Source organism: Trichocoleus sp. FACHB-262 (assembly GCF_014696035.1).
Lineage (GTDB): Bacteria > Cyanobacteriota > Cyanobacteriia > FACHB-46 > FACHB-46 > Trichocoleus.
On sequence record NZ_JACJPK010000015.1, the window covers coordinates 96197 to 116027 of the forward strand.

Consider the following 19831-nt stretch of genomic DNA (forward strand, 5'->3'; position numbering starts at 1 on the left):
TCGCCTTATTTCTTGCTTCAATCAGCAATTACGGTTGGGTGGTCCAGCCTGAGCGAATTGGAATCTCAATTGAAAACTCAGTTCCTTGGCCGACTTGGGACGTGCATTTGAGCATGCCGCCATGTTTTTCTACCACGATCTGATAACTGATCGATAGGCCCAGCCCTGTACCTTGGCCTACAGCCTTGGTGGTGAAGAATGGATCAAAAATTCGCGATCGCACCGCTTCTGACATGCCAGGGCCATTGTCACTAATCCGGATCAGCATTTGGGAAGCATAAGACGCAGACTGCATCAGTTCTGTCTCAATTTTGATTAACCCTGGATTGAACGGCAGACCTTGAGCTAGACGTTGCTGGTTGTCATTCTCGATCGCATCAATAGCATTGCTGATGATATTCATGAAGACCTGGTTGAGTTGGCCCGCGTAGCACTCCGCTAGGGGCAACAACCCATATTGCTTCACGACCCTGATTGCCGTTGGATCATTCGCCAACTTGAGGCGATGTTGCAGAATCATCAAGGTGCTATCAATGCCTTCATGGACATCGACAGGTTTTTTCTCAGCCTGATCTAGGCGGGAAAAATTCCGCAGTGACAACACGATCTGACGAATGCGATCGGTTCCCACTTTCATCGAAGCCAACATTTTAGGCAAGTCTGTGGCTAAGAAGTCTAGCTCAATTGATTCAGCGTATTCTTGGATGGGCCGCTCAGGGTTGGGGTAGTGTTGCTGATAGAGATGAAGCAGCGTCAGCAATTCTTTGGTGTATTCGCTGACATAGTTGACATTGCCATAAATGAAATTGACGGGATTGTTGATTTCGTGCGCCACTCCAGCCACGAGCTGCCCCAAACTCGACATTTTCTCAGTCTGGATCAGTTGCGTCTGGGTTTGTTGCAGTTCGTTTAGGGTTTGGGCGAGTTGCACCGTCTGGTGTTGGGTTTGAGTCAGCAATTCGGCTTGTTGAATTGCCACTCCCAACTGCGCGGCAATTTGAGTTACAAACTCAATCTCAGACGTTGTCCACGGATGAGGCTGAGAGCATTGATGCACACACAACAAGCCCCAAAGTTCATCACTTTGAATCAGCGGCACCACCAAGTTCGCTCTGACCTGAAACTGCGCCAAAATCTTCAGGTGGCAATCGCTCAAGTTGGCAGCGTATAGATCAGCCACCGCTTGAATTCGACCGAGCCGATAGTAGGGGGCATACTGTTCGCCAAAACAGTGGTCATGAACTTTCCGGTCTAGTACGGAGGTAAAACCAGGCAACACATTTTCCGAAACGAAGACACCATCCCGGTAACTAGACTCTGGCTCAAACCGAAACACACCCACGCGATCGACGTTGAGCAGTTGGCGCACTTCTCGCGCTGTTGCCTGAAAAATCGTTTGCAAATCCAACGATTCACGAATTTTGGTGATCACCTCGAACAACGTTTTTTGTTGCTCAGCCGCTTGTTCAATCTGTTTAGCTTGTGCGGTTGCCATCGCCGCTGTCGCACAGCTTTGCTCATATAATTCTGCTTGCTGAATCGCGATCGCCACTTGGTCGGCCAACTGTTCTAGCAGCTCCATTTCAAAGGCTTGCCATTGGCGCGGCCCTCGGCATTCATGGGCAATCAGCAAGCCCCACAGTTGCTCACCCATACGAATTGGCACTACCAAGTTGGCTTGGACCTGTAGATTGGCTAAAAATTCGATATGACAAGGATGCAAATTAGATTGCTTGACATGATCGATCGCGCGAATCCGACCACGCTGGTACAAGCTGGCATGCTCGGTCGGGAAACATTCGTCTGCATATTTTTCATGCAAAATTGACTGCCACCCCGACGCCACTTCTTCCACCACAATCTCCCCTTGCCAACCCCGCACGAATTGATAAATCACCACGCGATCGGTATCGAGCAAGCCGCGGACTTCTTGCACGATCGTTTGCAAGATGGTCGGCAAATTTAGTGTGCTACGAATTTGGTCACTCACCTGCCTCAGGAGACGAGCAGACTCTAAGGCTTGCTCTAGCTCTTGGGTGCGCTGCTGAACTTGCAACTCCAGACTGACATTCAACCCGTGTATTTGTTGGTAAAGCTGCTGCTGCTGGATGGCCATTGAGAAGTGCTCCCCTAAGGCAGCAGCCAAGTTCCAATCTTCTGGCGTCCAAGGCAAAGCTTGGCCTTGCTTGAGTTCCTGCCAAGCTTCAAAAGAGTTGCGGGGTTGAAATTGTCGCTGATCCGAGTCAAACTGCCCTGCCCACAGGGTTGCGGTATCGATCGCATCTCGAAAAACCGTGAGGTAACCCAAAAATTGTTGGCGATATTGCAGCGGCACAACTAAGATGCCACGAATGAGCGTAGCCCGGAATGCTGGCGCTAAAACTCGCAGTTCTGGTTCCTTATAAAGGTCAGTAATCGACTGCTGCCAAGACTCGGCCTTTGATTCGGCAGGTCTAAAGTACTGCTGCCAGAGGGGGCTTTGTTCGATCATCCAGGTCTGGTCTTGTCCTGGCATCTGCGGTTGAGCCCCACAGGTGGCGATCGTGGCTTGGGTGGGATCGAGTGCGAAGGTGTAGAGTCTGCCACCAGACCCTTGGAGTATGGCTACTGTACGCTCTAAAGCTGCTTGTAGCTGTAGAGTTGGCAGGGTATGGAGTAGAGTCGCAATTTGGTTGATACTGAATTCTTTTGCCGCTTGAGCCCTGGCTTGCCGCAGCAATTCTGCTTGGGCGATCGCGATCGAAACTTGGTCAGCCACTTGCTGTACTACCTGAAGCTCCGACTCAGCAATAATTCGGGGTTGGGCATGATGAGATACCAATAACCCCCAAAGCATCGGTTCGCCAGTCTGGGTTCGGGCATCTTGATGCAAAATCGGCACTACCAAGGAAGATTTCACGCCCATTGCCGTTAGGTAAGCAATGTGGCAAGGGTCTACAGGACGATAACGAATATCTTCTACCTGGAGAGGCAACCCTGTCTCTGGGTTATCTAAAGGGCTTGAACCAATTTGTTCGGAATCGAGGTCTACGATAGAGCGCTGGCGAGCCTTGAGGAACAACTCGCGGGCCCGTGGCGGAATATCATCAGCCGGAAAGTTGAGACCTAACAGTGAAGGCAAGCGATCGCGCTCAATAGATTCAGCAATGACTTCACCACTTTCATCGGGATGAAAGCGATAGATCATGACGCGATCGGTGTTTAAGAAAGACCGCATTTCTTTAACGGTCGCAGTCAAAATTTCTGATAATTCGAGAGATTGCCGAATGCAGGTGGTAATTTTGTGGAGTAAAACCTCTTGACCTGAACGATCTACCGTGGGTCGTAAATCCTGCATTTCCTGTATGTTCTCTAGTGAATTACTTAAAAGCTGATTAGGCCTAAAAAGCCAAAAAGACCTATAACATTTTGCCTGTTTCTAATTGATATTGGAATCAGTAAAAGTATCTAGAAGCCAATTAGCAAAAATCAACTAATTGCCTGGAAGCTTTCACTTCCAAAGAGATTTAATTGAGACTTTTAGGGAAGCAATTTAGTTCTTGTCATTAAGCTTGAAGTTAGCTACTCAGCTAATTGTTGTCGAATTTCTTGGCGCACTTGCATCAAAATCTTGCCGAGCTGATTCTGCCCAGTCCGCTCTGAGCCGCAGCCCCAATAGTAATCTGTGGGTGAGTCTTCTACGATTAGTAATTCATTAGTGGAGAGCAAAACAGATTGAATATCTAAATGCGTCAAAAATTTAGTTAAAACCGCTTGATACATGATTTCTGCTTTTACTTGTTCCCAATCTTCCCGGAACACTCGGCAGCGATCGCGGCCTAAAGTAGCGGCTTCTTCAGGCGTTTTTACAGCGCGAATGGTTGTGATCAGAGGTTCGTGCTCAGTTCCAAAAAACTTCTGGGATTGGTAATAATGCTCAACCGTGGACCAGCTTTGATCATCAATAAAAATGGGATGGGGAGAAAAATTAGAAAAACAGCCGTAGGGGTCGCCAACCTTGTAAAAATAAATGGTCATTTTACGCTTACAGATCTACTTAAACAGGGTCCGGGGCATCGCAAGAATTTGTATCAGTCACAAGCACGATTGAGCGATCGCCCCACAGCACTACGGTACCCATAGGCCAAAGCTCAGGAATCGTTGATAATAGGGCAAAACCGTACCCTTTCTTCCCAGATGGTATGCATTCATGCCAACAGGTTCCTTTGAGAAGACTAACATTGGCTGGCAGACCCAGCAGTTGTTGCGGCAGCCGGGAGAGTGGATTGAGCTGCAACTGAATAAGCTCTTCAGTAGCTCCAATGACCAAACTCCACAGACTTTACCCAGTTGGCTAACGGATGCGATCGAATCCCTTGTCCGGGTCGTCTTTTGGCTGCTGGTGGGATTTTGTTTGCTTTGGCTGACTTGGCAGTTGTTACAAACATTTTTGCCATCGCTACGTAGCTTAAAGTTGCTTTCCTGGTTACAGCGACCAGAAGCCCACTCAAACATCAATGCCCAAGTTAGCCAACTTGATGCCGCCGGATGGTTTCAGCGATCGCAAGATTACCAGCGTCGAGGCAACTACCCAGAAGCCTTCCAAGCTTTGTATTTTGCGCTGCTGCAACACTTGAGTGAATCCAACTTAGTGCCCTTGGAGGCTAGCCGCACCGATGGGGAGTATTGGCAGTTGGTGCAGCATTTTCCCCAAGCTCCGCTTTACCAGCTATTGATTACGACGCACGAACAAATGCGGTTTAACAATATGGCGATTTCGCTCGAGACGTTAAATCGTTGCCAAACAGCGTACCAAGAAATTGAGAGGCGAGAAATCGAGAACCGCATTCCTGCTGGGAGACGCTCTTGATGAATCCTGCGCAAAATCTCTCTCGACGACAAATGTGGTTTGGGGCTTTGGTCATTGGAGCGATCGCTCTACTCACCTTGCTGAGTGCTCCGACTCAAAGTGCTTCCCGTAGTGGTTCAACTTATAGCCGCGCTCCCGATGGTTACGGTGCTTGGTACAGTTTCATGAGCGATCGCGGCACTCCCATCCAGCGTTGGCAGCAACCGTTTGAGCAATTAGCTCAAAAGCAACCCAGCTCAGCGAACCAGGGCAAGATCACGCTGTTACAAATTAACAGCAGGCTGAAGGTAGCGTCCCTCGATGAGAACCAAAAAGCTTGGGTAGAAGCAGGCAATACGCTAGTCGTTTTAGGTGCCCATGCTCCTGTTACCGAGGCAACTTTCCGTACCTGGCAAACCAGTGAAGTGGGTAATGTGCGAGTGGAAACTCGACGACGGCATTACTTACCGAAGCAGGACACCACCAGCCTAGTCCTGGGCGATCGCTTTGGGGCAGTCGTTTGGCAAGAATCTCTGGGTCAAGGTCGAGCCATTTGGGCCACTACACCCCATCTTGCTGCCAACGCCTATCAAGACGATCGCGGCAACTATGAATTTCTAGCTCAACTGGTGACTCAGCCCAAACAGTCGATTTGGGTCGATGAATATCTGCACGGCTATCGTGACCCTGCTAATGCTACAGGTTCAGCTTCAGGTTCAGAAAAGCGATCGCGCAGCTTTCTAGCTTATTTAGCCAACACTGCTCTCTTGCCTGGATTCATTCAAGTGGGAGTATTGCTGCTCTTAGGCATTTGGGCACACAATCGCCGCTTTGGTCAGCCGATTCCAGTCACCACTCCTGCTGTGGATAACAGCAAGGCCTATATCGAAGCTTTGGCAGGAGCTCTCTACAAGGCGGAATCGAGCGAGTTTGTGATTGACACCATTCGCAAAGAAGAGCAATTACAAGTGCAACGAGCTTTAGGGTTGGGCAACCAATTATTAGACCCGGAAACTTTGCTCACCGCTTGGACCCAACAAACTGGACGACCTGCCACAGAACTAGCAGACATGTTACAACTGCGATCGCGCGGTCAACGAGTCAGCGATCGTGACTTGCTGGCTTGGTTAGAAAAAATTCAGACTGTTCGCCATCATCTGCCTCGCTATTAAATCACCTATGACAGAAACGCATGCGGTCATCACTCGCCTGGGTCAGGCCCTCAGCCAAGTTATTGTGGGTCAGCCTGCTCTGGTGCGACAACTGCTCATCGCTTTACTCGCCAACGGCCATGTGATCCTAGAAGGCGTACCCGGTACAGGCAAAACCCTCTTGGTTAAAGTGTTGGCCCAACTGGTCCAAGCTGATTTCCGCCGCATTCAGCTCACCCCCGATATTTTGCCGTCCGACATCCTAGGCACGAATATCTTTGACCTGAACACGCGCAGTTTTGTGCTGAAGAAGGGGCCAGTTTTTACCGAAATCCTGTTGGCAGACGAAGTCAACCGTACGCCACCCAAAACTCAAGCAGCTTTGCTGGAAGCGATGGAAGAACAACAGGTGACGCTGGATGGCGACAGTATGCCGCTGCCATCGTTGTTCTGGGTGATTGCGACCCAAAACTCACTGGAATTTGAAGGCACTTATCCGCTTCCAGAAGCGCAGCTAGACCGTTTTTTATTCAAACTCTTGGTTGAATACCCAGACACCAAAGCGGAAAAGCAAATGCTGCTCAACAGCCAAGCAGGGTTCCAATCGCGTCGTCTGGACTTGGCTCGGCTCAAAGCGATCGCCTCAGTAGAGCAAATTTTGCAAGCTCGCCAAGCTGCTCAAGCGGTCAAAGTCGAGGAGCCTGTATTGGATTATTTGCTGGCTGTGGTGCAACGCACTCGACAACATCCCGATTTGGCTTTAGGCGCTTCGCCCCGTGCCGCAGTTGCCTGGTTGCAAGTGAGCAAGGCTCAAGCGTGGCTCTCTGGGCGAGATTTCGTCACCCCCGATGACATCAAAGCGATCGCGCCTCCGCTCCTGCGCCATCGCCTCATCCTCCGCCCCGAAGCCCAACTCGACGGCCTCAAAATCGACAGCGTCATTGGCTCAGTTCTTAGTCAAGTTCCAGTACCAAGATGATTCCTTCCTGGCGAGTTTACGGTTTACTCCTCCTTGGCATGGCGATCGCGACTGTCTTTGCGGTGGTTTGGCCTGGAGAGGTGCAGCTTAGGATAGCTGTGTTGGCGTTGCTGCTGTTTGATGCTGTGGTTCTGGGGTTAGCCTTTTGGGATGCTCGGCAGGTGCGATCGCACTCAGTCAAAATCGAGCGGCAACCGTTGCAGCGTCTCTCGATTGGCCGCGACAATCCGGTTGTTTTGGCAGTGCAAACAGGAGATCAACCTGCCAGGATTCAAGTCCGAGATGCTTATCCAGTAGCATTTGACGTTTCAGCCTCTAGCCTCCAAGCCACCTTAGCGGCCAATAGTAGCCAGGAGCTAACTTATACCATTCACCCCACGCAACGGGGGCAGTTTCAATGGGGCGATGTGCAGGTGCGGCAACTAGGAGCTTGGGGGTTGGCATGGCGAGATGGGAAAGTGCCGCAAACTCAAACAGTAGATGTTTATCCAGATTTGTTGGGTTTGCGATCGCTTTCGATCCGCCTCACCTTGCAATCTACCGGAGCCATTCGCCAAGCCCGACGGTTGGGGATGGGCACCGAATTTGCCGAATTACGAGAATACGGTGTAGGGGACGATCCGCGCTTAATCGACTGGAAAGCTACCGCTCGCCGTAGCCGTCCCTTGGTGCGGGTGTTGGAGCCAGAGCAAGAACAAACCTTGATTGTCTTGCTAGATCGAGGCCGTCTGATGACCGCGCGAGTTCATGGCCTAACTCGATTTGACTGGGGCTTGAATGCCACATTGTCTCTAGCTTTGGCAGGTCTGAATCGGGGCGATCGCGTGGGGGTAGGAGTGTTCGATCGCCAGCTTCACACTTGGATTCCACCAGAGCGAGGTCAGCACCATCTCACCAAGCTGATTGAGCGTTTAACCCCGATGCAACCAGAGTTATTGGAACCAGACTATTTGGGGGCTGTGACTCGCATGGTCAATCAGCAAACTCGCCGCGCCCTAGTCGTAGTGATTACAGACGTTATTGATACCACTGCTTCTGCTGAGTTGTTAGCCGCTCTCGCCCGCCTCAAACCTCGTTATTTACCTTTCTGTGTCACGCTGCGCGACCCCCAAGTTGATCAACAAGCCCACCAAATAACTGAGGATGTTGCCTCTACTTATAGCCGTGCTGTGGCTTTAGATCTATTGGCCCAACGTCAAGTCGCTTTCGCCGAGCTACGTCAAAAAGGCGTGCTAGTTCTAGACGCACCTGCGAATCAAATTACTGAGCAATTGGTCGATCGCTACCTGCAACTAAAAGCCCGTAATCAGCTTTAACCTGTCTGCCCTGTTGGCTTTCTGCGACTGCAATATATTAATAGAAGTGTAAAAAGACCCATACCAACCAAATATTTGAAAGGGGATGGAATGACAGGGCTAGGAGAGAAAAAGCCTTCAATCGTTCCCGCAATGATTAGCATAGGCACAATGCCATAGGTTAACTGAGCTGCCTTAAGGCCATACAGCCGCAGAGCATCCGCACGGCGATACTTGCCGGGAAACAACAGCCCTCTAGCAATCAATAATCCTGCGCCTCCAGCCAAAAAGATGGCGGGTAACTCAAGCGAGCCGTGGGGAAAAACAAAGGCCCAAAACGGATAAGCCAAATTATTTTGGCCAACCAAAGTAGCGATCGCCCCAATACTTAATCCGTTAAAAACTAAGAGAAATAGAGTGTAAAGACCTGCGGTCATGCCTCCCGCGATCGCCCCAAAAGAAACCGAAAGATTGTTGGTCATAATTCGGGTAGAAGCCAGGGGTTCGATGCCTACAATTGACCCCATCCACAATTCACCCTTGTCTCGCACTTTGGTAATTAGCTCACCCGGTACCAACAACGACAAAAAGGTAGGGTCTTGCCAAGCGAACCACCAAGCCACTAAAGATCCAGCCAGAAAACACGCGGTTGCCAAAGCAATGTAGGCCCAAGTTTCTTGCACCAAAGCTGGAAAGCCCCAACGGTAAAAGTCTAGAGCCGCCTGCCATTCCTGTCGTCTGGAGCCTTGATAAATCTGCGTATAGCCGCGAGAAGCCAGGGTTTGCAAGTCTTGCACGAGAGCGGCCCCAACTTGATTAGTGCGGGCACGAGCCAAATCTGCCGAAACGGAGCGATATAAACTGGCTAATTCTTTGATTTCAGCGGCTGGGATTGACTTCAAACTCCGTTTTTCTACTTGCTTCAGTAGCGCATCCAAGCGTTTCCAATTAGGTTCACGCCGTGCAATCCAGCGCTGAATATTCATACTTTATAAATTTTCACTCCGCTCTAAGCTAAGCGTAGCCTAAGATAGCGTCAATCTGGTTCCATTCATTCCCAGGAGAACTTGGCTAGTGTCGTCTCCAAATTTGAACCCCGGTGGCCCCATGCGACCGCTCAGCATCGGTAATGTAGTGAGTGCGAGTTTTCGGCTCTACAGCTCCCACCTGAAGCAATATTTTGGCATTGCCTGCAAAGCGTATCTCTGGGTGCTCGTGCCTGTTTACGGTTGGGCTAAGTACTCAGCTTTATCGGCGTCGATCTCACGATTAGCTTTTGGGGAATTGGTCAACCAACCGGAGAGCACCAGTACCGCTGAACAGCGAACGAATGCTCGGAAGTGGAGTTTTTTGTTAGCTGGGCTGTTCGTTGGGCTACTTGCCCTCGGTATTGTTCTGGCCTGTTCTATCGTTTTAGGAGTAGCAGTTGGAATTTTGGCATTTGTAATTGGCGCTGCCCTGGGAAACAGTGTTCTAGCCGCCGTGGTTGGTGGCATTTTTGTGGTCATCGCCGTCCTTGCTTTTACTGTGGGGCTGCTATGGATTTCCGCCCGCTTTTTGGTGGTCGAAGTTCCTTTAGCCCTTGAGGACAACATGACTGCCAGCAAAGCGATTAGCCGCAGTTGGGACTTATCTCAGGGGTTGATTTGGCAATTGGTAGGTGTAGTTTCAGTCGCATTTCTCATCACTATTCCCATCCAACTTTTGTTCCAGGTGGTGATTAGTGTCTTACAAGCGGCGCTAGGACAAGATTCTGTCGCTGATTCCGCCTTGTCAGTTATCTTTTCTGTGCTGATTTTGAGCTTGAGCTTGTTGAGTGGCATGATTATCATGCCGTTCTGGCAAGCCCTTAAAGCGGTGGTTTATTACGACCTCCGCAGCCGCCGAGAAGGGTTGGGATTGAAATTACGCGATCGCTAACCTTCCCCATTGCATCTCTAATCAATCTCTCAACCTCTTTATACTTCTCCCCAGCGCCCTCACCGAATCCCTGATCTCTCCCTACCCCGAGCTATGCAGACGAAAGACCATGCGCTTCTTTAATCGAATTATCCTTCAGACACCAGAAAGCGTAGAGTTGGAATTTACCCTAGCTGGAATTGGGAATCGGGCCTTAGCTTTACTGCTCGATTACACCTGCTTGGGTGGGTGTCTCATTGCCTTCCTATTCATCTGGCTATTTGTTTCTAGTCAAGTTCTAGAATTAGTCAGACAAGTAGCTGGAAACGCCAATAGTGTTGACCTGTGGTTGACGGCGATTACTATTCTGGGTGGCTTTGTGATCTATGTGGGCTACTTTGTCTTCTTTGAAAGCCTTTGGCGTGGGCAGACACCTGGGAAGCGTTACACCAAAATTCGGGTGATTCGCGATGATGGACGGCCTATTGGTTTAGCTCAAGCTACCTTACGAGCTTTACTTCGACCTTTCGATGACACTTTATTTTTAGGCGTATTCTTGATTGCTTTAGGTCGCCAAGAAAAACGTTTAGGAGACTGGGCAGCAGGCACGGTGGTGATTCAAGAGGAGCAAACGATTGCTGCTGCCACCTTTCCCATTTCTCCAGCAGCCGAGGAATTAGCGATCCAGTTACTCAAAATTGCAGATTTATCCCATTTGCTGCCCGACGACTTCGCTGTGGTTCGAGAATACTTGCAGCGCCGGGGTGCAATGTCATCCAAAGCCAAGTCAGAAGTTAATTTACAATTGGCTCGTCAAGTAAAAGAAATAATTTTGCTGGAAAAAGTACCGTCGAAGACAACCCCAGATTTGTTCTTAGAGGCAGTTTATCTCGCCTATCAACAGCAATCTACTAAATAAATGTAGGGCGCACCACGTACGCCCTAGTGATGAATGAGTTATAGCTTTTTAACCACCCATGCCAGGAATCAAGCTGCTAGTCAGCCGCTTAATTGCTCGGTTGGCGACATCAGCGTAGCGCAGTTCACCGCAGAGAATTTTGCCCATGCGTTCTGTAGCCGAAGGACGCTTGATGCCGACTTTGTAGCCAATGCCAGGTACCCGATAGAAGACACCCGCAATACGCTGCGCCCAAGCCATATCCTCGCCCCATTCTTGGTTGATGATTTGGGTATAGCGCTCTAGAGCACTGCGATCGCCTGTTAGAGCTTGGTTAATCGCTTCAGCCGCCTTCATTCCACTAAAAATAGAAGGCCGAATCCCTTCTGCGGTAAAGGGATCAACCACACAAGCAGCTTCTCCCGCTAGCACCGCATTTTGGGTGTGCAGTTTTTGATTACCGTCCCACAAGCAGAGCGGATGCCCATATTGTTGACTGGACTTGACATCCACGCCAAACAGCGTGGCATACTCAGCCAGCAAAGCTTTCATATCCTGGGGTTCACCACCTCGGAAGGTACCAATACCCAACGAATAGCCATCGGCTTTAGGGAAGTTCCAGATGTAGCCATTCTTCACCATGCCAAACTCAAAGTGAATAGGGTTGCCGCTTTCTACTTGAGCGGGCACCTCTGCTTCCAAAGCTCCGGCTAAGCGACGCTTCCGCTCTTTGAACCCTAGCCACTTCGCCATCGGACCTTTGGCACCATCGGCAGCAATGAGATAGCGTCCCGTCACTGGGCCTTCGGCTGTATTCACTTGCCAGTGGTCGCTCTTAAACTGAATTCCTGTAACTTCCGTGTTGTCTCGCAGCTCTGCGCCTTGCTTCTGAGCTTGCTGTACCAAGAAGTGATCGAACACATCTCGCCGCACCATCCACATCGGCTCTGGAGTTTTTAGCTCAACTTCCACGGGGTCTTCCATTTTCCAGGTGAAGCGCACGGAGTTGACCTTGAGTGAAATCGCTGGCGTGAAGTCGAAGTCAAACCACTGCGCAACTTGAGGCGAGACTCCGCCCCCACAAGGTTTGTAGCGGGGTAGGGGTTCTTTTTCTAGCACTAGAACAGAACGGCCTTGCTTGGCTAAATGGTAAGCGGCAGTTCCTCCCGCTGGCCCCGCACCGACAATAATGCAGTCAAACATCATGCTCGCATCTCACTCTTGAATATCAGTTCACAACTCCAGCCTGGCCGATCGCTTAGAACTTTGGGTAGTAGCTTTGCCAAACACTTGCAGTTTGTAGTGCTTTACTAGTCATCCTGACCCAATGGCATCCAGAGCTGACAGACAGGGGTAACTCAGTGAATGTTTCCGTGTTGATCCCAAATCTAAAGCAGCATACGAATAACCCTGCTGTTTCTCAGGGAAAAACAACAGGGATTTCACACGTGTGCTTGGCAATTTAAGTTTCAAAGTAGAGGAATTGGTTCAGTTCCAACAACAATCAATCCGTGAAATCACTACAGTTATATAGTTCATTGAATGCACTGAGTACAAAGCCCTGATGTGGCCCCTAGGATAGTTCATGAAGGCTTGATAAAGTTCTGAGCCACAAGACACTCTGAAATGAGGCTAAGCCAATGAACTGGGAAGTATGTGTGCAGTACGCCAACGGCAGTAAGCGAGTTCTGCGTTCTTATAAGAATCGCGAGACTGCCTTGAAGTGCATCGACACAATCTACTCCATTCAGGGGTACCCCATGCACTTAGCTTACGTGGTTCGTCAGACACCCATGCCAGCACTTCAATATGCCTAAACCCGAAAGACGAACTTCAATGTTGCTCGCTTGAGTGCTTAGCTCTAGAACAATCTAGCTCTATGGCTCTATAGGATTAAGCTCCAAACCTGGGGTTGAGCAGAACAATCTAGACGGTGGTGATATCTTTCTCCTTCTCTGCCAAAACTTCTTCAATTCTGGCAATGTACTTGTCCGTCAGTTTTTGAATTTTATCCTGCAAGTCTCGCGCTTCATCTTCGGACACCTCGCCAGCTTTTTCTTGTTTACGGACGCTATCGACCGCATCGCGACGCACATTGCGAACTGACACTTTGCCTTCTTCGGCAAACTTGGCCGCTAGCTTCACGAGTTCTTTACGGCGATCGCTGGTGAGCGGTGGAATATTTAGGCGAATGGTCGAGCCATCGTTACTAGGAGTTAAGCCAATGTCGGATAGGGAAATGGCTTTTTCAATCAAGTTTAGGCTACCGCGATCGAAGGGTTGAACCGTAATCGTGCTGGCATCTGGCGTATTGATAGTTGCCAGAGACTTGAGAGAAGTTGGGGCTCCGTAATACTCCACCATGACTCGATCGAGCAGAGATGTGTTGGCTCGTCCAGTCCGAATTGTATTGAAAGACCGTTGAGTTGATTCAACGGCTTTTTGCATCGAATTTTCAGCGTCAGCTAATTTCACAAGAACCTCCCACGATCGTTCCAATTGTTTCTCCCGTCACGGCCCGCAGGATGTTACCGCGTACCGAGAGGTCAAACACAATGATAGGAATGTTGTTATCTTTGCACAGTGCGATCGCAGTACTATCCATCACGCGCAAATCTTGCTGCAAAACATGGGCGTAGGTGAGGCTTTGGTACCTACGCGCGTTGGGGTTCTGGTGCGGATCGGAGTCGTAAACGCCATCTACCTTAGTAGCCTTGAACAAAACATCGGCACTAATTTCCGCTGCTCGCAACGCTGCTGTGGTGTCGGTCGTGAAGAAGGGATTGCCAGAGCCTGCCCCAAAGATCACAACTCGCCCTTTTTCGAGATGACGAATGGCTCGCCGCCGAATGTAAGGTTCTGCCACTTCTTGCATGGCGATCGCAGTCTGCACCCTTGTCGGCACGCCCATCTGTTCCAGAGAGTCTTGCAAGGTCATGGCATTCATGACGGTGGCAATCATGCCAATGTAATCGGCGGTTGCCCGGTCCATTCCAGCCGCAGCTCCCTTAACGCCGCGAAAGATGTTGCCGCCACCCACGACAATGGCAACTTGGACTCCAGTTGCTACAACATCTGACACTTCTTGGGCAATAGCTTGAACCACTGCTGGGTCAATCCCATAAGCTAGATCGCCCATTAAAGCTTCACCGCTTAGTTTGAACAAAACCCGCTGATAAACAATCCCCATGTAGCGACTACTTTTTAACTCAAATTGCCTCCAACTAAAGATAACACTAAGCTGTCGGAGGTCAGCTTTTAGGAGCCGCAAGCATTGCTAAATACGCCATTTAACAGAACAACCTACGGGTTCAGTTTCTGCTACAGGTATTGCATTGCCCTCTAGGACACGAGCGATCGCGATTTGAAAGTTGGGCGATCGCACAGCACTGACGTCTTCTGGATTGTCGTCAATGCGTCCGTGATAGCGCACAATGCCCGCTTGGTCTAGCAAGAAAACTTCTGGCGTTATTTTGACCCCAAAGCTACGCCCTACATCTTGGGTCACGTCTCGCAAATAGGGGAAGTTCAACTGTTGCTCAACCGCGAAGTGCTTCATATTCTCGAAGCTATCATCTGGGTATTGCGTGGCATCGTTGGGATTAATCCCAATTAAGGTAAACTTTTGAGCTTGAAAGGTAGCTTGAATTTGTTTGAGGCGGTTTAAGTAGAGCCGTACGTAAGGGCAATGGTTACACATAAACACTACCCCTACTGCTTTCGACCTTTCTAGATAACGAGCAAGATGGTGCACTGCATTATCTATTCCTGGGAGTTCAAAGTCTGGAGCGTAGCTGCCTATTGTTGTACCTACTGTTTCCATGAAACTGAATCCGCTGAATGTTCAGAAGAGTTTAACGGGCAGCAGAGGCTTCCCATCTAGCTCTCCATCATAGTCCGCTCGTTGCAGGAATGATCTAAGGTTGAGAATAAGAGGTCGATTGCGGCAAGGTGCTACCCAACAGTTGCCTTACTTTTGCCAAAATCACGTCTAAACCCGCATCTTTTGCCGCTAGGTCATCGGCCATAAAATAAGGTCGTTGGCTGATGGATGCTAAATCATTTCTGTCAATCCAGCCGGAGGCTAACAGGCAGAGAGGAGGGCGCTCTAAGGATGATTTTAAGCGATGAATAATACCATAGCCATCTAGCTTGTTTTCTGATTCAGGCAAAGGGTCAAGAACAAAATCAACAATCACCAAATCGTACTGAGCTGCCACCGCAAAAAAGTGATTGGGATCTGTAAAAACAGTTACCAAAAACTCTTTTCTTAAGAATCTTTGAACTGATAAACTCCAATTAACGTCATCGTCTAAGACCGCAATCTTATGCATTTTAGCTGGGAGTTAATACTCCTCTTCTAGTGAGCTTGTGGCATTTCTGAAGCCATTGAAATTTTGGGGCGCTCCATAGTAATAGCAACAACTTAATATCTTCATAATTTCATCCTATCAGTTCAGTAAAAACCGCTGAGCAAAGTTAGGATTACTTAGGAATTAAATTTTTATTTCACAATCTTTGTAACTATTTTTAAATTACTAAAACGATAGATTTAGTTGTATGAAACCTTATCAGCAAATTGCGATCGCGGAATGTGGAGAACCATTAGTACCCATTCCACTGGATATATTTGCCACCGAACATCTCCATGCTTATCAAAAGTTAGGGGCTCCTTATGGTGACAAATCGCCCTACTATTTGCGGGAACAAGTGGTGGCTCGCTTGCTCCAGGCTCAGCAGCAACTGCAAGCATGCTGTCCTAGTTGGCGGATTCAAGTTTTTGATGCTTACCGTCCGATTGCAGTACAGCAATATATGGTGGACTACACCTTTGCCGAACTGGTGCAAGCGCAAGGGTTACAACTTCAGGAACTCACGGACGCTCAGAAACAAAACATTTGGGAGCAAGTGCATCAGTTTTGGGCGGTACCGAATGTGAACCCTGCTACGCCACCTCCTCACAGCACTGGTGCTGCGGTAGACGTAACGCTGGTAGATGCATCCAGTGCTCCTGTAAATATGGGATCTCCAATTGATGAGATCTCTCCCCGCTCGTTTCCAGATTTCTTTGCCGACCAGCCAGAACCGGAAGCGCAGCAATATCACCAAAATCGGCAACTACTCAAGCAAGTGATGACCAGTGCGGGTTTTCTGCAACACATGAATGAATGGTGGCATTTCTCCTGGGGCGACCAACTGTGGGCCTGGTTGAGCACTGGAGCCAACCCAAACCCTGACCCTCATGCCGTCGCTGCTCGTTATGGTCGCGCCGAGCTTTAGCTAGGATGGCAACATTGTCACTAGGCTTATCTTGCAGAAATGCAGGCAGCATCCAGCAAGATCAAGCGCTCTGTACTAAAGACAGTACAATGGGGAACTGTTGGAGCGATCGCAGGCGTAATTCCTTGCTCTAATCGTGTTTGGGCTTCACGCACTGCGGGCTGGAACTGCTGGAACCAACGATTGCTCGCCAAGTAGTGAGGGGTAAATGCTTCTTGATCTAGCAACCAAAAGTTAATGCCGTACTGCTGGATAAACTGCTTAACAGCTTCTTGGTTGGGGCTGTACTGCGCTTGCAACAAATCTGTGACTCTTTGGCGAAACTGACTGTAATACCCTTGGTGGAACGGCAGCGCATATTCACGCCCCGCCAACACAGGCCGCTGGCCAAAATAAGGCACAAAATTAGCTTCTTCTGAGAGGGAAGCTACTAAGCTTGCTTTGGGCGTTTTTTGCAAAAACTGATAGAGCGCAGGGGCTTGTCCTTCCTTGTATTTTGTGTCAGGAAAACGCTGGTCATAACTGGGGTAGAGTAACAAAGCTGCGCTCACCAGAACTATAATTCCAATCGCTAAGTACTGTTTTGGGGCTGACTGAGACTGAGTAGCCCATCGCCATAAAGCATCGAATAACGTAATCAGGACAATCCCAGTGGCGATCGCAGTAATGACGCGGAAACTATGATGGGTATAGCGGCTAGGCAATTGCAACTTAAATAGCAGCAAGTGAGCCAGAGTAAATAGCCCCACCGAAGCGGCAAAAATCTGCACCAACAACCGGATCTGAGGTTGCACTTGCTGGAGCAGCGGCAAGCGATCGCGATATCGCCAGAGCAAGGGTAGCAGCACACCCACAGTCAGCAATGGAGGCAACCATAGCGCCGGGAAAAAGCCACTCCGCTCAGCCGTGAGCCAAAAGTCCCAAGGATCATTTACATAGAACCGACTGCGGCCTTTTTCACCAAACTCTGGCATTCGCCTCGCCATATCTGGCGTAATCACAGAGCCGTACTCAGAGGTTTGCAAGACAAAGGGCAACAACACCACAAACGCCACGGCTAAGCCTGCTACACAGAAGAGATAGTCTTGGCGATCGCGGGAGAAACACAGCCGCCCATTTTCCCAGCGAACTAAGGTGAGCACTAGGGTTCCAGCGCTAATCAACAAAATTTGCGGGTAAAACAGTCCTTGCAACGCGATCGCCACTAGACAAGGCAGGAGCGATCGCCGCAGCAGATAGTACAGAAACGCCAGAAACAGCGGATACAAAAAGGCTCTGGGTGTGGCAGTCACCAAGTCATCCTTCATCCAAACCGTTTGGTTGAGCAGCAATGTAGCCAGAAAACCCGCCGCAGGTACCGGAAACAGTTGCAAGCTGACACCAAAGCAATAGGCTGTCATCACCAAACCTAAGGCGATCGGTAATAGCTTGTTCAACAAAAAAGGATGAACCCCGATCGCCGCAAACAGTTGGTAAAACTTGGTGTAACCCCAAGGCGCTACAGATTGAAAATAGTTGGCAATAAAATCGTTGGGCAGTAATTCTGGGTCGAGGAATCGCTGCATCCAAAACACATGCTGCCGCGCATCATCTTGGACAACATATTCACCGCTAAAGGCTTGCTGTAGTGCCATGCAGCCATAGATCGCGGCAAAAGTCAGGCTCAAACTGAACCAAAAAGCTAACTGGGCTTTGGAAGGTTTCGCCGTCGTCAGCCCGTGATGCAAAGGCGTAATCAGCATAGGAGTGGAGATGCAGTGTGCTGAGAAAGCGCAGGCAATTAAAATTACTGTAAACTTCTGGCAAGGATTTAATATTCTTGCAATCCTACTACATCTGGATTAAGGGAGTTGGCATGGCATCCAGGGCTGCATCCGCCACTTCCCTCAGGGGCGCTACCGAGGTTAAGGTCCGCAAACAGTTTCGACTAGGTGGGAAACGGTATCCTATCTGGCTGAAGCTTTTGCTACTCACATCGCTCCTGTTGGGTCTCTGCTTTCGCTTCGTTAACTTAGACCGCAAACTCTACTGGCATGATGAAGCGCTGACTTCGCTGCGAGTGTTTGGCTACACCCAAACAGAATTAGTACAGCAAACCTTTAATGGCCAGGTCGTTGAGGTAGCAGCGCTGCAAAAATATCAACACCCCAGTCCGGATAAAGGTTGGGGCGACACGCTCACGGCACTAGCTGGCAATGCAGAGCACCCACCGCTTTACTACTTGCTGGCCCGCCTCTGGAGTGACGGGTTTGGCAGCTCGGTTGCAGCGATGCGGAGTTTACCCATTGTGATCAGCCTGTTCGCCTTTCCCTGCATTTATTGGCTTTGCTTAGAACTCTTCGAGTCTTCCTTAACCGCCGCGATCGCCTGCGCTCTGATTGCGATCGCCCCTTTTCATGTAATTTATGCCCAAGAAGCGAGAGAGTACAGCCTTTGGGCAGTCACGGTTTTATTTTCTAGCGCTAGTTTCTTGCGGGCGTTACGACTTCAAACCAAGCAGGCATGGGGATTGTATGCGATCGCAGTTAGTTTGAGTCTGTACACCCATGCCTTAGCAGGTTTAGTTCCCATCGCTCACGGGGTTTACCTGCTAGCGACTCAACGCGATCGCCTATTTAAAACTTTCAAATCTTTTGCTTTAGCCGCGATCGCAGGACTCGTAACCTTTGTGCCTTGGATCGTTCTGGTGGTGCAGAATTGGGCGCAAGTTCACGCCGCTACCGAGGGAGTTAGACGTGCTCAAACTTTGCATACCATCATTGGCAAATGGTTCATCAACCTGAATCGAGTTTTTGTCGATATTGAACTTGGTTCTGCGAATATTATTTTTGTTCTGTTAGCAGCGGTTGTCTTCTATTGGCTTTGTCGCCATACCGCTCAGCGCATCTGGCTATTTATTGTCAGCTTAATTGTGGTTACGGCATTTCCCTTAGTCATTGCTGATTTAATTCTACAAAGCCGATATTCCACCAATCTCCGCTACCTAACTCCCTGTTATATGGCGATCGAATTAGCGGTAGCTTATTATCTCGCCACTCATTTGCGATCGCGTCAACTGCGCCAACACAAAGTTGCGAGAACGGCATTAGTGGCTTTAGTTGCTGCTGGAAGTTTAAGCTGTTTAATTAGTTCTCAATCTGAGGTTTGGTGGCATAAGAGTATCCAGAAAACTGGGTTTTATCCTGAGTTTTCTCGCATTGTGGATCGCACTACTAATCCTTTAATTATTAGTGATAGCAGCAATGCGGTCGACGTTCTATCATTGAGCCATTCTCTAGATCCTCAAGTTCATCTACAGTTATTACCTGCAACAGTAGTTCCGCAAGTTCCTGTCCAGTTTAGTGATGTGTTTTTATTCAGCGCCTCTATTCCACTACGAGAGAATTTAGAAAAGACGCAAAACTTTCAAGCTCAACCACTCAGTAAAACTCGTAATGTCTTTCATCTAACAAAACTTCCTGCCTCGTTGAGGAAATAACACTCATTGTATTGCTCCACCAT

18 protein-coding genes are annotated in these 19831 nt (G+C 49.2%); 9 read left to right on the plus strand and 9 right to left on the minus strand.

Going from position 1 to position 19831, the window contains the following annotated elements:
- Positions 1-28 precede the first annotated feature (28 nt).
- Both H6F68_RS00935 and H6F68_RS00940 read right to left on the minus strand, forming a co-directional pair.
- Complete coding sequence (locus tag H6F68_RS00935; protein WP_190555804.1) at positions 29-3337, minus strand: GAF domain-containing protein; 3309 nt, start codon at positions 3335-3337, stop codon at positions 29-31.
- Positions 3338-3561: 224 nt separating this feature from the next.
- Positions 3562-4017, minus strand: a complete 456-nt coding sequence (locus H6F68_RS00940; RefSeq protein ID WP_190555805.1) for an NADAR family protein — start codon at positions 4015-4017, stop codon at positions 3562-3564.
- Between the two features lie 172 nt (positions 4018-4189).
- Here H6F68_RS00940 and H6F68_RS00945 point away from each other — a divergent pair, with 172 nt between their 5' ends.
- The 4 genes from H6F68_RS00945 to H6F68_RS00960 are packed head-to-tail and all read left to right on the plus strand — an operon-like array spanning position 4190 to position 8274.
- On the plus strand, positions 4190-4849 hold the full coding sequence (locus H6F68_RS00945; RefSeq protein WP_190555806.1) for a DUF4129 domain-containing protein: 660 nt from the start codon (positions 4190-4192) through the stop codon (positions 4847-4849).
- Positions 4849-6000: a DUF4350 domain-containing protein gene (locus H6F68_RS00950; protein ID WP_190555807.1), complete on the plus strand. Its 1152-nt coding sequence runs from the start codon at positions 4849-4851 to the stop codon at positions 5998-6000. The genes H6F68_RS00945 and H6F68_RS00950 overlap by 1 nt, the downstream gene beginning before the upstream one ends.
- Before the next feature lie 7 nt (positions 6001-6007).
- Positions 6008-6958 carry a MoxR family ATPase gene (locus H6F68_RS00955; RefSeq protein WP_190555808.1) on the plus strand — a complete coding sequence of 317 codons (951 nt, stop codon included), beginning with the start codon at positions 6008-6010 and terminating at the stop codon, positions 6956-6958.
- Positions 6955-8274, plus strand: a complete 1320-nt coding sequence (locus H6F68_RS00960) for a DUF58 domain-containing protein (protein ID WP_190555809.1) — start codon at positions 6955-6957, stop codon at positions 8272-8274. The genes H6F68_RS00955 and H6F68_RS00960 overlap by 4 nt, the downstream gene beginning before the upstream one ends.
- Here the strand turns inward: H6F68_RS00960 and H6F68_RS00965 are convergent.
- A complete protein-coding gene (locus H6F68_RS00965) occupies positions 8271-9239 on the minus strand; it encodes a stage II sporulation protein M (protein ID WP_190555810.1) in 969 nt (322 codons plus the stop codon). The two genes, H6F68_RS00960 and H6F68_RS00965, sit on opposite strands and share 4 nt — an antisense overlap.
- 88 nt (positions 9240-9327) lie before the next feature.
- Here H6F68_RS00965 and H6F68_RS00970 point away from each other — a divergent pair, with 88 nt between their 5' ends.
- The gene (locus H6F68_RS00970) at positions 9328-10173 is read left to right on the plus strand and encodes a DUF975 domain-containing protein (RefSeq protein WP_199299841.1); all 846 of its coding nucleotides are present in this window, start codon (positions 9328-9330) and stop codon (positions 10171-10173) included.
- Positions 10174-10282: 109 nt separating this feature from the next.
- Positions 10283-11071 (plus strand): RDD family protein, encoded by a 789-nt coding sequence (locus tag H6F68_RS00975; RefSeq protein WP_190555811.1) that lies wholly within the window; start codon positions 10283-10285, stop codon positions 11069-11071.
- Positions 11072-11119: 48 nt separating this feature from the next.
- Here the strand turns inward: H6F68_RS00975 and H6F68_RS00980 are convergent, their stop codons facing one another.
- Complete coding sequence (locus H6F68_RS00980; RefSeq protein WP_399312388.1) at positions 11120-12256, minus strand: geranylgeranyl reductase family protein; 1137 nt, start codon at positions 12254-12256, stop codon at positions 11120-11122.
- Positions 12257-12690: 434 nt separating this feature from the next.
- Between H6F68_RS00980 and H6F68_RS00985 the strand changes: the two genes are divergently transcribed.
- Positions 12691-12867 (plus strand): family 2 glycosyl transferase, encoded by a 177-nt coding sequence (locus tag H6F68_RS00985; RefSeq protein ID WP_190549401.1) that lies wholly within the window; start codon positions 12691-12693, stop codon positions 12865-12867.
- 109 nt (positions 12868-12976) lie between these two features.
- Here H6F68_RS00985 and frr read toward each other — a convergent pair whose 3' ends face one another.
- From frr to H6F68_RS01005, 4 genes are all read right to left on the minus strand, one after another.
- Positions 12977-13498 carry a ribosome recycling factor gene (frr, locus tag H6F68_RS00990; RefSeq protein ID WP_199298916.1) on the minus strand — a complete coding sequence of 174 codons (522 nt, stop codon included), beginning with the start codon at positions 13496-13498 and terminating at the stop codon, positions 12977-12979.
- Positions 13499-13511: 13 nt separating this feature from the next.
- Positions 13512-14240, minus strand: a complete 729-nt coding sequence (gene pyrH / locus H6F68_RS00995) for a UMP kinase (protein WP_190432577.1) — start codon at positions 14238-14240, stop codon at positions 13512-13514.
- A gap of 87 nt (positions 14241-14327) precedes the next feature.
- Positions 14328-14873, minus strand: a complete 546-nt coding sequence (locus tag H6F68_RS01000) for a thioredoxin family protein (protein ID WP_190432575.1) — start codon at positions 14871-14873, stop codon at positions 14328-14330.
- Between the two features lie 94 nt (positions 14874-14967).
- A complete protein-coding gene (locus tag H6F68_RS01005; protein WP_206755491.1) occupies positions 14968-15384 on the minus strand; it encodes a response regulator transcription factor in 417 nt (138 codons plus the stop codon).
- 226 nt (positions 15385-15610) lie between these two features.
- Here H6F68_RS01005 and H6F68_RS01010 point away from each other — a divergent pair, with 226 nt between their 5' ends.
- On the plus strand, positions 15611-16330 hold the full coding sequence (locus tag H6F68_RS01010) for a M15 family metallopeptidase (protein ID WP_190555813.1): 720 nt from the start codon (positions 15611-15613) through the stop codon (positions 16328-16330).
- Between the two features lie 26 nt (positions 16331-16356).
- Here H6F68_RS01010 and H6F68_RS01015 read toward each other — a convergent pair whose 3' ends face one another.
- Positions 16357-18072 (minus strand): hypothetical protein, encoded by a 1716-nt coding sequence (locus H6F68_RS01015; protein WP_190555814.1) that lies wholly within the window; start codon positions 18070-18072, stop codon positions 16357-16359.
- A gap of 113 nt (positions 18073-18185) precedes the next feature.
- On the opposite strand from H6F68_RS01015, the gene H6F68_RS01020 reads away from it, so the two are divergent.
- Positions 18186-19808, plus strand: coding sequence for a glycosyltransferase family 39 protein (locus tag H6F68_RS01020; RefSeq protein ID WP_190555815.1), 1623 nt, complete (start codon positions 18186-18188; stop codon positions 19806-19808).
- Positions 19809-19831: the final 23 nt, after the last annotated feature.